Annotated in this window: 9 protein-coding genes and 2 pseudogenes; 7 read left to right on the forward strand and 4 right to left on the reverse strand. The window is 30.6% G+C overall.

From position 1 onward, the window contains the following. Window positions 1-45 precede the first annotated feature (45 nt). From AMN73_RS00200 to AMN73_RS00225, 6 genes are read left to right on the forward strand one after another with little or no spacing between them, the layout of a single operon-like run. Entirely contained in the window at window positions 46-609 is a 564-nt protein-coding gene (locus tag AMN73_RS00200) for an adenylate kinase (protein ID WP_075534318.1), read from the forward strand. Window positions 610-664: 55 nt separating this feature from the next. Beyond that, a complete protein-coding gene (rpsM, locus tag AMN73_RS00205; protein WP_075534319.1) occupies window positions 665-1,048 on the forward strand; it encodes a 30S ribosomal protein S13 in 384 nt (127 codons plus the stop codon). 4 nt (window positions 1,049-1,052) lie between these two features. Then, entirely contained in the window at window positions 1,053-1,499 is a 447-nt protein-coding gene (gene rpsK, locus AMN73_RS00210; RefSeq protein WP_075534320.1) for a 30S ribosomal protein S11, read from the forward strand. Then, window positions 1,500-2,528, forward strand: coding sequence for a DNA-directed RNA polymerase subunit alpha (locus tag AMN73_RS00215; RefSeq protein ID WP_075534321.1), 1,029 nt, complete (start codon window positions 1,500-1,502; stop codon window positions 2,526-2,528). It abuts the gene before it with no gap. Next, window positions 2,528-2,989: a 50S ribosomal protein L17 gene (gene rplQ / locus AMN73_RS00220; protein ID WP_075534322.1), complete on the forward strand. Its 462-nt coding sequence runs from the start codon at window positions 2,528-2,530 to the stop codon at window positions 2,987-2,989. Before AMN73_RS00215 ends, rplQ begins: the two co-directional genes overlap by 1 nt. An 11-nt stretch (window positions 2,990-3,000) precedes the next feature. After that, on the forward strand, window positions 3,001-3,909 hold the full coding sequence (locus AMN73_RS00225; RefSeq protein ID WP_075534324.1) for an RluA family pseudouridine synthase: 909 nt from the start codon (window positions 3,001-3,003) through the stop codon (window positions 3,907-3,909). Here the strand turns inward: AMN73_RS00225 and lipB are convergent. Further along, window positions 3,896-4,510, reverse strand: coding sequence for a lipoyl(octanoyl) transferase LipB (lipB, locus tag AMN73_RS00230; protein WP_075534323.1), 615 nt, complete (start codon window positions 4,508-4,510; stop codon window positions 3,896-3,898). The two genes, AMN73_RS00225 and lipB, sit on opposite strands and share 14 nt — an antisense overlap. A 187-nt stretch (window positions 4,511-4,697) precedes the next feature. On the opposite strand from lipB, the gene AMN73_RS04455 reads away from it, so the two are divergent. Continuing rightward, window positions 4,698-5,270 (forward strand): magnesium transporter MgtE N-terminal domain-containing protein, encoded by a 573-nt coding sequence (locus AMN73_RS04455; RefSeq protein ID WP_256997801.1) that lies wholly within the window; start codon window positions 4,698-4,700, stop codon window positions 5,268-5,270. Here the strand turns inward: AMN73_RS04455 and rpsL are convergent. From rpsL to rpoB, 3 genes and pseudogenes are all read right to left on the reverse strand, one after another. After that, window positions 5,261-5,464: pseudogene (gene rpsL / locus AMN73_RS04460) on the reverse strand (30S ribosomal protein S12); the annotation flags it as partial. The gene AMN73_RS04455 and the pseudogene rpsL sit on opposite strands and share 10 nt — an antisense overlap. A gap of 157 nt (window positions 5,465-5,621) precedes the next feature. After that, window positions 5,622-9,787, reverse strand: a pseudogene (gene rpoC / locus AMN73_RS04575) (DNA-directed RNA polymerase subunit beta'). Between the two features lies 1 nt (window position 9,788). Further along, the coding region (rpoB, locus tag AMN73_RS00250; RefSeq protein WP_075534325.1) for a DNA-directed RNA polymerase subunit beta at window positions 9,789-12,690 on the reverse strand (2,902 nt) is incomplete at its 5' end.

The raw sequence follows: 12,690 nt of genomic DNA on the forward strand, positions 1-12,690 counted from the left end.
CAATACGAAAGTTTAATTAAAAAAACTAAATTTGGTAAGTAAAAAGTGAACATTATTATTTTTGGACCTCCGGGTGCAGGAAAAGGAACGCAAGCTAAAAATCTTGTAGAAAAATTGAAAAGCTTTCAAGTTTCAACCGGCGATATGCTTAGAGATGAGATAAAAAAAGATACAGAAATTGGTAAGAAAATTATTAATCATATGAATGAAGGAAAATTTGTTGAAGATGAAATAGTCAATAAATTACTAGAAAAAATTATTTTTGATAAAGAAAAAAAAAATAAATTAATTTTTGATGGATATCCTAGAACTGTAAATCAAGCAAAAAATCTTGAAAATTTATTAAATAAATCGAACCAAAAGCTAGATTTTATATTCTTTTTAAATGTAAAAAAGGAAACAATAATAAAGAGAATTGAGAAAAGAAAGATTTTAGAAAATAGATCAGACGACGAGTCTAATACTATCCTAAAAAGATATGATATTTACATGGATAAAACTAAACCTGTTTTAGATTATTACTCTTCAAAAAAAGAATTTCATGAAATTGATGGAAACCTACAAATCAATCAAATTAGCGAAAAAATGCTGGGAATTCTTAATGTTTAAGACATTGACTTTAAAACAACTTCTTATATAAAGGCTAAAATTAATCTCTAGATATATGGCTCGTATTGCAGGTGTAAATATACCACAAAATAAGATTGTTCAAGTTGGACTTACCTATATTCATGGTATTGGACAAAAGTTTTCAAAACAAATATGTAAACAATTAGATATACCTAAATCAAAAAGAGTAAACGAGCTTACAGATGATCAAATTTTAAAAATTAGAGAATACATTGACAAGAACTTTACTGTAGAGGGTGATTTAAGGAGAGAACTTTCATTAAATATAAAAAGATTAATTGATTTGGCTTGCTATAGGGGGTCTAGACATAGAAAAAAACTACCGGTGAGAGGTCAGAGGACCAGATGCAATGCAAGAACAAGAAAAGGAAAAGCTATCGCTATAGCAGGTAAAAAACTTACACCTTTAAAGAAATAACAAAATGAATACAAAAAAAAATGAAAAAACCCAAGCAACTGAGTCTAAAGAGGTAAAGTCTGTAAAAAAAAGTTCATATTCAAAGAAGAAAAAAGTTAAAAAAAATATTCTTAATGGTACTGCCTTTGTTTTATCAACTTTCAATAATACTATAATTTCTATTGCTGATACCAATGGAAATGTAATTTCTTGGGCATCTGCAGGTCAAAAAGGATTTAAGGGATCTAGAAAATCAACACCTTATGCAGCTCAGGTTGCTGCTGACGCTGCGGCTGCTAAAGCTTTAGAGTATGGAATGAAAACTTTAACAGTAGAAATTAAAGGTCCTGGTTCTGGCAGAGAAACAGCATTGAGAGCATTACAAGCCAGAGGATTTAAAATATTATCAATTAAAGATACAACGCCACTACCACACAATGGTACTAGGCCACCTAAAAAAAGGAGAGTGTAAATGGATAATCTTGAAGTAAATGTAAAAAATTGGAAATCACTTATTAAACCAGCAAAACTAGATGTAAAATTAAGTGACGACAAAACAATTGCAAAAATTACGGCTGAACCTTTGGAAAAGGGTTATGGGCTTACGTTGGGAAATTCTCTTAGAAGAGTTTTATTATCATCTATAAGAGGTGCTGCTGTTACATCAATACAAATTGATGGAGTATTACATGAATTTACTTCAATAAAAGGTGTTAGAGAAGATGTTACAGATATAGTTTTAAATGTAAAATCACTAGCTCTTAAAAGTTCATCGGAAGGAACAAAAAAATTAATTTTAGATGCCAAAGGACCAGGCGAGATTAAAGCATCTGATATTACGCCAGTGACAGATATAGAAATTCTTAACCCAAATTTAGTTATTTGCAATCTTGATGAAAATACAAACTTTCATATGGAGATGAATGTTGGTACTGGTAAAGGATATGTATCCGCTGACCTAAACAAACCAGAAGAACCACCTTTAGGGCTAATACCAATTGACTCATTATTTAGTCCAGTCAAAAAAGTATCTTATTCAGTAAGCACCGCAAGAGAAGGTAAAGCACTTGATTACGATAAGTTGACAATGGAAGTAGAAACCAACGGGTCAATTTCAGCCGAAGATGCCGTTGCTTATGCCGCTAGAATATTCCAAGATCAATTAGGTATGTTTGTAAATTTTGATGAACCAAAAGAAGTCGTGATGAAAGAACAACCTTCTGAGCCTGAGTTTAATAAAAATTTATTAAGAAAAGTAGACGAACTTGAACTATCTGTTAGATCTATGAATTGTTTAAAAAATGATAATATTATTTATATCGGAGATTTAGTTCAAAAATCAGAAGGGGAGATGCTGAGAACTCCAAATTTTGGAAGAAAATCTTTAAATGAAATTAAAGAGGTTTTGACAGGTATGTCATTATATTTAGGTATGGAAATACCAAACTGGCCTCCAGATAATATAGCTGAATTATCTAAGAAATTAGAGGAAGCCATTTAATGAGACACAAGTTTGGTTATAAAAAGCTTAATAGAACTTCAGAACACAGAAAAGCACTAATTAAAAATATGCTTAATTCTCTTATTAAATACGAACAAATAACTACCACTTTACCGAAGGCAAAAGTTTTAAAACCACAAGCAGATAAAATTATTACTCTTGGAAAAAAAGAAAGTTTGCACAACACGAAAACTTTGTTTTCAAAACTTCAAGATACAAAATCAGCTAATAAGGTCATTAAAACTTTATCTAAAAGATATGAAAAACGTTCAGGTGGATATACTAGGATTGTTAAAGCTGGATTTAGATATGGAGATAATGCACCAATGGCTGTAATTGAGTTTGTTGATAGAGATATCCAAGCAAAAAAAGTGGATGTAAAAAAGAAAGATACAAGCAAAGAAACAAAAAAAACAACTCCAAAAGAAGAAAAAGTAGATAAGAAAAAATCATCAGCTTGAAGAATTACCAAATGAAAAAAACTTTTCATGTGGAAAAATCATATGATAATTGTCGAATAGATAGATGGGTTCGAAATAACTTTAAAAAATTACCTCAAAGTTTATTAGAAAAAAATTTAAGAAAAGGAAAAATTAAAGTTAACCATAAAAAAGTCAAAAGCTCATTTAAAGTTAAATATAAAGATTTAATAGAGATTTTTCATTTAAATATTAAGGACTCAATTAAAAATAAGGTAAAGTTTTTACCCTCATCTGATGTAATAAAATCTAATGAAAAACAGATAATAGACAATAATGAAAATTTTATAGTTGTAAATAAAGAGGCCGGGATTTCAGTACAAGGTGGAACCAAATCTAAAAAAAATCTAATAGATATTTTCGCTAAAAGTGAAATTTTTCAAAATAGTAAACCCTATACAGTTCACAGGTTAGACAAGGATACTTCAGGCATTTTCTTGATTGCTAAAAATAGATCTTATGCTCAATTACTTACAACCCTATTTAGACTTAGAAAAGTTCATAAAACCTATCTAGCAATTTGTCATGGTGAAATTGACAAAACAAAAGGATCCTTAGACAGTAATCTGATTAGATATGAAAATGGAAAAAAAATTATTGAAAAAGCTAAAACTTATTTTAAAGTTTTAGATAAAAATTCAATATCATCTTTAATCGAAATGAAACCTATTACAGGTAGAAAACACCAATTGAGAAAACAGTTGCTTGAAATAGGAAATCCTATATTTGGTGATAATAAATATTTTTTACCTAATCTTAGATCAATAAACAAAAATTTAATGCTACACTCTTATCAGCTAAAATTTATGATAAATAATAAAAAATATAAATATACAGCATTACTTCCAGAATATTTTAAAAAACTTTTAAAAATTAAAAGATTGCAGTTTAAAGATTTTTAATTAGGTTATTTAACAAAACTTTCTTTAAATTAGCATATTTATTTTTTTTTATACTTTCAAGATTAGTTACTGCTTTGTTTTTTATTCCACATGGAATGATTTTATTATATTTTTTTAAATCATTATTGATATTTATTGAAAATCCATGATAAGCAATCCATTTTTTGACTCGAATACCAATTGCAGCTATTTTTTTTATATTTCCCTCAATTTTAATCCATATTCCAATATCTTGCCTGTCTGAAAAACTTTTTATTTTAAATTCTTTTAAGGTATTAATTATTGACTTTTCTAAATTTGTAATAAATTTTCTAATATCTTTATTTCTTTTATTTAAATTTATAACAAAGTAACAAATTAGTTGTCCTTTACCATGCCATGTAATTTTACCTCCACGATTAGTTTTTATGACCTTAATTTTTTTATCTAAAATTTCACTTTTTTTTGATCTAGAACCAGCTGTATAAATGTCATTGTGTTCTAAAATCCAAATCAATTCTCTCGCTTTACCTTCTCTTATTTTATCTAATCTTTTTTCCATAAAAATTACAGCTTTCCTATAATCTACTGGTTTTTTGGATATTTTAATCTCAATATTCATTTATTAAATTGTATTATATTTATTATGTATTAATAGTGCTTATAAATTATGAGATGAATTTATGACTTTAGTAAAAAAAATAAAAGATAAAAAAGTTAATTTCGAATTTAATAAAGAATTTATTAAAGTAGTAACTGATAAAATCGCAAGCAACGATGCAGAATTTATATCAAATTCATTTAGAGAAATGCACCCATCAGATGCAGCTGATATTATTGAGCATTTAAATGAGTCTGATAGAGAAAATTTAATTAAATTAAATAACTTTAAAATTGACCCGCAGGTATTTGTTGAACTTAATGAGGCAGTTCAAACAGAAATAATAAAGTATCTTTCAAAAGACTCCATTGTTTATATCTTAAAAAATTTAGAATCTGACGACTCAATAAAAATTATCGAAAATTTAAGTGAAGAAAATAAAAATGATATTTTGAGATCACTTCCACCAAAGGACCGGTTTGTTCTTCTTGAGAGTTTAAGTTATCCAGAGGACTCTGCCGCTAGAATAATGCAAAGAGAATTTACGGCAATACCAAGTAATTGGTCTGTTGGACAAACAATCGATTATTTACGAGAGAATAAAGATCTACCAGAAGAATTTCTAGAAATCTTTGTGGTTGATAACGAATTTCAGCCAATTGGTACAGTCCCATCATCAAAAGTATTAAGAACCTCAAGAGACACTAAAATGATTACGATTATGAATGAGTCACAATTATCAATACCTGTTGATATGGATAGAGAAGAAGTTGGTATATAAGATGTAACTTCGTGACCATTAGACAACCTTACCCTTGCTACTTTTCTTAAAGCTGAATTTGGTTTCTTTGGTGTTGTTGTATAAACCTTAACACATACACCTCTTTTTTGAGGAGATTTTTCTAACGCAGGAACTTTATCTCTTGATGAAGGTCTACGTCTTCTTTTTCTTAATAACTGGTTTATAGTCGGCATAAATTTTTAAATATTTTTTGAGTAAGAAATAACTGACAGGTTATTTAGTGGCAGCGTTTAATGCCCCAATGACATTACATTCCAACCAAAAAATATGGCCAAAATACTATAGAAATTTTTTTTGTCAAATTAAAACGTTTATAAAAATTGTAAATTTTTATTGATTTACTTGGGTTTCTGAGGGTTCAGATTTTTCCTGCTCAGCAAGAAATTTATTATCGTCATCTATGGCTCTTTTGTTCCAATCGTTCTTGATGGTACCTGTTCCTGCAGGTACCAATCTACCTACAATAACATTCTCCTTTAGGCCCAATAGAGTGTCGGTTTTGCCTTTAATTGCCGCATCTGTAAGAACTCTTGTAGTTTCTTGAAACGAAGCAGCAGAAATGAATGATTCAGTTTGCAATGAAGCTTTTGTAATACCCATCAGTACCCTTTCACCAACCGCTAGTTTTTTACCATCTGATTTAAGTTTTTCATTCATATTATCAAATTTTATTCGATCAATTATTTCTCCAGGTAATAAATTTGAGTCTCCAGAATGTTTAACTTCAATTTTTTTCAACATTTGTCTTAGAATAGTTTCTATGTGCTTGTCATTAATTACTACACCTTGTAATCTATAAACCTCTTGTACCTGATTAACAAAGTACTCAGTCAATTCCTCAATACCTAAAATTCTTAAAATATCATGTGGCAGTGGTTGTCCATCCAATAAATACTCGCCTTTTTTAATTTTTTCACCCTGATTAAAATTAATATGTTTTCCTTTAGGTATTAAATAATTTGAAGTTTCACCGCCATCAGATACAATTGAAACTCTTTGTTTGCCTCTTACTTCTTTACCAAATAATACTTTTCCATCGTTTTCTGCAATAATAGCGCTATCTTTTGCTTTTCTGGCTTCAAAAAGTTCTGCTACCCTAGGTAATCCTCCTGTTATATCTTTAGTTTTAGAAGTTTCTTTTGGAAGTCTTGCGATTACATCTCCTGCAAATATTTTTTGCCCATCTTTCACTGATAAAATAGAGTCTGGTACTAAATAATATCTAGCTTCATTGTCATCAGCTTTTTTAATTACATTTCCTTTTTCATCTCTTAAGGTAATTCTAGGTTTTAGATCTGTGTTTTTTGATTGAGACCTCCAATCAATGACAGATTTTGACTCTATTCCTGTTTCATCATCTAAGGTTTCAGAAAGTGTAACTCCATCAATTAAATCAACATAATTAACAATACCACTTTTTTCAGCGATTACAGGAGTAGTGTACGGATCCCACTCACAAATCTTGGCATTTTTTTTAATCTTATCTCCATTTTTAAAAAAGATTTTTGAACCATAAGGCACTTTGTAAATAGCTATTTGTAGACCATTATCATCCTCTATTGAAAGTTGAGTATTTCTCCCCATTACAATCTGATTTTTTTTAGAGTCTTCTAAAAGATTTGTGTTAATTATTTTTAACGTACCCTCGTTTTTACTTACAATTTGTGAGTCTTGTTTTATTGATGCAGTTCCACCTACGTGGAATGTTCTCATAGTTAACTGAGTTCCTGGTTCTCCAATGGACTGGGCAGATATCATACCTATAGCTTCTCCTACATGTACCATTTTCCCTCTTGATAAATCTCTTCCATAACATCTAGAACAAACTCCTTCTTTTGAACTACATGTTATAACTGAGTAAACTGAGATTAATTTGACGCCTGCTGCATCTATTTTTTCACAAACGCTTTCATTTATTTCAGAATTTTTTTTAACAATTATTTCCCCTGTAATTGGGTTTTTTATGTCACTTGCAGTAACTCTACCTAAAGCTCTCTCTGAGAGACTAACAATTACATTTCCTCCCTCAATAATTTCAGATAACTTTATTGATCCTGGTTTTTCGCAATGCTTCTTTGTAATTGTTAAATCTTGAGCTACATCGCATAGTCTTCTTGTTAAATAGCCTGAGTTTGCTGTTTTTAGAGCTGTATCAGCTAGACCTTTTCTAGCTCCGTGAGTAGAATTAAAATATTCAAGAGCTGTAAGACCTTCTTTAAAATTTGATGTAATAGGTGACTCGATAATCTCACCAGAAGGTTTTGCTATTAGACCTCTCATTCCTGCTAATTGTTTCATTTGAGCAGCAGATCCTCTTGCGCCTGAATCGGCCATCATAAATACAGAATTTACTTTTAATCCATCTTTAGTATTTTCAGTGGCTGAAATTCTTTTCATCATTTCAGAAGCTACTCTATCTGTACATTTTGACCATGCATCAACAACTTTGTTATATTTTTCACCTCTTGTAATAAGACCTTCGGCATATTGGTTCTCATAATCTGTAATTAGTTTTTTAGTCTCCTCGATTAATTGTGCTTTATTTTCTGGAATAATTAAATCATCTTTACCAAAAGAAATTCCTGCTTTAAATGCGTGTTTAAAACCTAAATCTTTTAATTTATCACAAAAGATCACTGTATTTTTTTGACCAGTAAATCTAAAAACAATATCAATTATTTCTGAAACTATTTTTTTGGTAAAAGCCTATCAACTAAAGAAAATTTAATGTCTTTATTTTTTGGTAGTAAATTTGCTAAGAGAAATCTTCCAACTGTGCTTGTGTACTTTTCATATTTAACATTATTTTTATCGTCTACAGTTTCAAATCTTGAAACAATTCTTGAATGTACATTTATTTTTCCAGACTCCAAACCTTGCTCAATTTCCGAATTATTTACAAAATAACCCTCTATTTTTTCAGTTTGGTATGGTGGTTGTGATAAATAATAAATTCCTAAAATCATATCCTGACTTGGAACGATAATTGGTTTTCCATTAGAAGGACTGAGAATATTATTTGTTGACATCATAAGTACACGTGCCTCTAGCTGTGCTTCTAAACTCAATGGGATATGTACAGCCATTTGGTCTCCATCAAAATCTGCATTAAACGCTGCACATGTTAATGGATGAAGTTCTATAGCATCGCCTTCAATCAATTTTGGCTCAAATGCTTGAACACCTAATCTATGCAAAGTAGGTGCACGGTTTAGAATTATTGGATGTTCTCTAACAATTAATTCTAATGCATCCCAAACTGCATTTGTTTCTTTTTCAACTAGTTTTTTAGCTTGTTTAATTGTTGATGCTAGACCAAGTTTATTTAGTCTTGCATATAAAAAAGGTTTAAATAATTCTAAAGCCATCTTTTTTGGTAATCCACACTCATGTAGCTTCAAATCTGGACCCACAACAATTACTGATCTACCAGAATAATCAACACGTTTACCTAAAAGATTTTGTCTAAATCTACCTTGTTTACCTTTTAGCATCTCCGCGAGTGATTTTAACGGACGTTTACCGGTTCCAGTTATTACTCTTCCTCTTCTTCCATTATCAAATAATGCATCAACCGATTCTTGGAGCATTCTTTTCTCATTTCTAATTATTATATCTGGAGCTTTTAAGTCCATTAATCGTTTTAATCTGTTATTTCTATTTATTACTCTTCTATACAAATCATTTAAGTCTGATGTTGCAAATCTTCCACCATCTAGAGGAACCAATGGTCTTAATTCAGGTGGAATAACTGGAATAGTTGTAAGTATCATCCACTCAGGCTTGTTACCTGTCTCAATAAAAGAGTCTATGAGCTTAAGTCTCTTAATCGATCTTTCTTCAGCAACTTTTGATTTTGTTTCTTTAATATTTTTTAATAAAATTTCTCTTTCTTTTTTTAAATCTACAGACTTAAGTATCTCTAATATTGCTTCTGCACCGATACCAGCTGAGAAAGCATCTTCACCGTGTTCTTCTTGATATTTTGCAAGCTCATCTTCAGTTAACAATTGATTTTTTTTAAGGTCAGTCAAGCCTGGTTCAATTACTATAAAGCTCTCAAAATATAATACCCTTTCAACTTCTTTCAATTTCATATCAATCGCTAGTGAAATTCTGCTAGGTAATGATTTTAAAAACCATATATGTGCAACAGGTGTAGCAAGATTAATGTGGCCCATTCTTTCACGTCTAACATTTGACTTTGTAACCTCGACTCCACATTTTTCACATATTATACCCCTAAACTTCATTCTTTTGTATTTTCCGCAAAGACACTCATAGTCTTTAATTGGTCCAAAAATTCTAGAACAGAAAAGTCCATCCTTTTCAGGTCTGAACGTTCTGTAGTTAATTGTTTCGGGTTTTTTTATTTCTCCGTAAGTCCAAGATTTAATTTTTTCAGGACTAGCTAAAGTAATTTTAATACTATTAAAATTTTGTGCTTCTGAAATATCGCTATTATTTTTAAATAAATCTTTTAAATCTTTTTTCATTTTAATTTAATTCCACGTTAAGAGCTAAAGCTTTAATTTCTTTGACTAAAACATTGAATGACTCTGGTATTCCAGACTCAAAATTCTCCTCACCTTTAACTATTGTTTCATAAACTTTTACTCTACCTGCCACATCATCTGATTTTACAGTTAAAATTTCTTGTAAAGTATAAGAAGCTCCATAAGCTTCCAGTGCCCATACTTCCATTTCTCCAAATCTTTGGCCACCAAGTTGTGCTTTACCTCCCAATGGTTGTTGAGTAACTAAACTGTATGGACCTGTTGATCTAGCATGAATTTTATCCTCAACTAAATGATGAAGTTTAAGCATATAAATAGTACCAACTGTAACTTCACGATCAAATTTTTCACCCGTTCTTCCATCCCATAATTCTGTTTGTCCAGAATTTGGTAGATCTGCAAGCTCTAACATTTTTGTAACATCTATCTCTTTAGCTCCATCAAAAACAGGAGTGGAAATTGGTACACCATTTTGTAAATTTTCACACAAATCTTTAAATTCAACTTTATTTAGTTTATCTAAACTATCCTCAAAAGTATCTTTTCCATAAACTGACTTTAAAAAGTTTGATATTTTTTCATTTTTTTCAGCTTTTTTTTGATTCTCATTTATTAAATTTTTTACCTTTTCTCCTAACTCAGTACATGCCCAACCTAAGTGTGTTTCAAGAATTTGACCAACATTCATACGGCTCGGTACACCTAAAGGGTTTAGTACAATATCAACTGGTTTACCGTTTTTTCTGTATGGCATGTCCTCTAGTGGAACAATTTTACTAACAACCCCTTTATTTCCGTGTCTTCCTGACATTTTATCCCCTGGTCTTAATCTTCTTTTTATTGCCACAAAAACCTTAACCATTTTCATTACGCTAGGAAGCAATTCATCACCTTGTCTTATTTTTAAAACCTTGTCCTCAAATCGTTCTTGTATATCTTGTTTTGCCTTGTTAAACTGGTCTTTTAGTTGATTTAAACTGTCATCTTTTTTTTGGTCTCCAATATTTATTTTAAATAAATCATTAATTGATATTTTATCAATATTATCAGCATTTATTTTTGATCCTTGGTCCACATCTTTTATCTTCTTATTTAAAACTTGACCCTCAACGATTTGTAGTGCTCTTTGCTTAATACTTCTTTCAAGAATCTCTTCCTCAACAATTTTATCTTGATGAACAGAATCAATTTCTGATCTCTCGATAGTTATTGATCTTTCATCTTTATCAATACCATGACGGTTAAAAACTCTTACATCAACAACAATACCACCACTACCGCTAGGCATCTTTAAAGAAGTATCTGTTACATCAATAGCCTTTTCACCAAAAATAGATCTTAAAAGTTTTTCCTCTGGACCTGATGCTGTATCCCCTTTAGGTGTTACTTTTCCGACTAAAATATCACCAGGCTTAACTTCTGCTCCAATATAGACTATTCCGGACTCATCTAAATTTTTGAGAGCCTCTTCATTAACATTCGGAATATCTCTTGTGATATCTTCCTCACCAAGTTTTGTATCTCTTGCCATAACCTCATACTCTTCTATATGAACAGATGTGAAAACATCGTCAGTTACGCATCTTTCTGAGATTAGAATTGAATCTTCAAAATTGTATCCTTGCCAAGGCATAAAAGCTACAGTAACGTTTTTTCCTAAAGCTAGTTCACCGAGTTTTGTTGAAGGACCATCGGCTATGATGTCACCTGATTTTACTTTATCTCCAACTCTGACCAGTGGTTTTTGGTTAATACATGTATTTTGATTTGATCTTTTAAACTTTTGTAAGTTATAAATATCTACACCAGATTTTGTAAAATCTGTTTCGGCCGTCGCCTTAATTACAATCCTCTTTCCATCAATTTTATCAACTATACCATCTCTTTTTGCAACAATCGTCACTCCAGAGTCTAGAGCAACATCGCTTTCAATACCAGTTCCAACTAATGGTGATTCAGGCTTCAATAAAGGAACTGCTTGTCTCATCATGTTTGATCCCATTAAAGCTCTATTTGCATCATCATTTTCTAAAAAAGGTATTAAAGAGGCTGCAACGGAAACTAATTGTTTTGGAGATACGTCTATATAGTCAATATTTTCTGGTTTTGATAAAATAAAGTTTAAATTTTGTCTGCATGAAACTAAACCCTCCGTAAATTTTCCATTTTTATCTATTTTTGAATTAGCCTGTGCTATTGTAAATTTACTTTCTTCCATTGCTGATAAATATTCAATTTTCTCTTCAACAACACCATTCTTCACCTTTTTGTATGGACTTTCAATAAATCCATACTTATTAATTTTTGAATAAGTTGATAGACTATTTATCAAACCAATGTTTGGACCTTCTGGAGTTTCTATAGGACATATTCTTCCATAATGAGTTGGGTGCACATCTCTAACCTCAAAACCAGCTCTTTCTCTAGTTAAACCACCGGGACCAAGCGCAGATACTCTTCTCTTATGCGTGATTTCAGATAAAGGATTAGTTTGATCCATGAATTGTGAAAGTTGGGATGTTGCAAAAAAATCTTTAAGTGAGACAGTTAAAGGTTTTGCGTTTATTAAATCTTGCGGCATAGCTGACTCCACATCAAGCGTAGTCATTTTTTCTTTAATGGCTCTTTCCATTCTATAAACACCAATTCTTGCTTGATTTTCAACAAGTTCACCAACTGATCGGACTCTTCTATTAGCTAGATGATCGATGTCATCTACCTCATCCTTACCATCTCTCAAATCTAACATTTTCTTTATGATTGCTATAATGTCATCGTTTCTTAAAATGGTTATTTTATCTGAACAATTTAAATTTAGTCTAGAATTCATTTTAACTCTCCCTACGTCAGATAAATCATATCTGTCAGAGCTAAAAAATAAA

The organism is Candidatus Pelagibacter communis (genome assembly GCF_001179965.1).
Lineage (GTDB): Bacteria > Pseudomonadota > Alphaproteobacteria > Pelagibacterales > Pelagibacteraceae > Pelagibacter.

Bases quoted from the DNA above. Each gene is read 5' to 3' on its own strand.
- rpsM (WP_075534319.1), top strand. From the start codon at position 665: ATGGCTCGTATTGCAGGTGTAAATATACCACAAAATAAGATTGTTCAA.
- rpsK (WP_075534320.1), top strand. From the start codon at position 1,053: ATGAATACAAAAAAAAATGAAAAAACCCAAGCAACTGAGTCTAAAGAG.
- AMN73_RS00215 (WP_075534321.1), top strand. From the start codon at position 1,500: ATGGATAATCTTGAAGTAAATGTAAAAAATTGGAAATCACTTATTAAA.
- rplQ (WP_075534322.1), top strand. From the start codon at position 2,528: ATGAGACACAAGTTTGGTTATAAAAAGCTTAATAGAACTTCAGAACAC.
- AMN73_RS00225 (WP_075534324.1), top strand. From the start codon at position 3,001: ATGAAAAAAACTTTTCATGTGGAAAAATCATATGATAATTGTCGAATA.
- lipB (WP_075534323.1), bottom strand. From the start codon at position 4,510: ATGAATATTGAGATTAAAATATCCAAAAAACCAGTAGATTATAGGAAA.
- AMN73_RS04455 (WP_256997801.1), top strand. From the start codon at position 4,698: ATGCACCCATCAGATGCAGCTGATATTATTGAGCATTTAAATGAGTCT.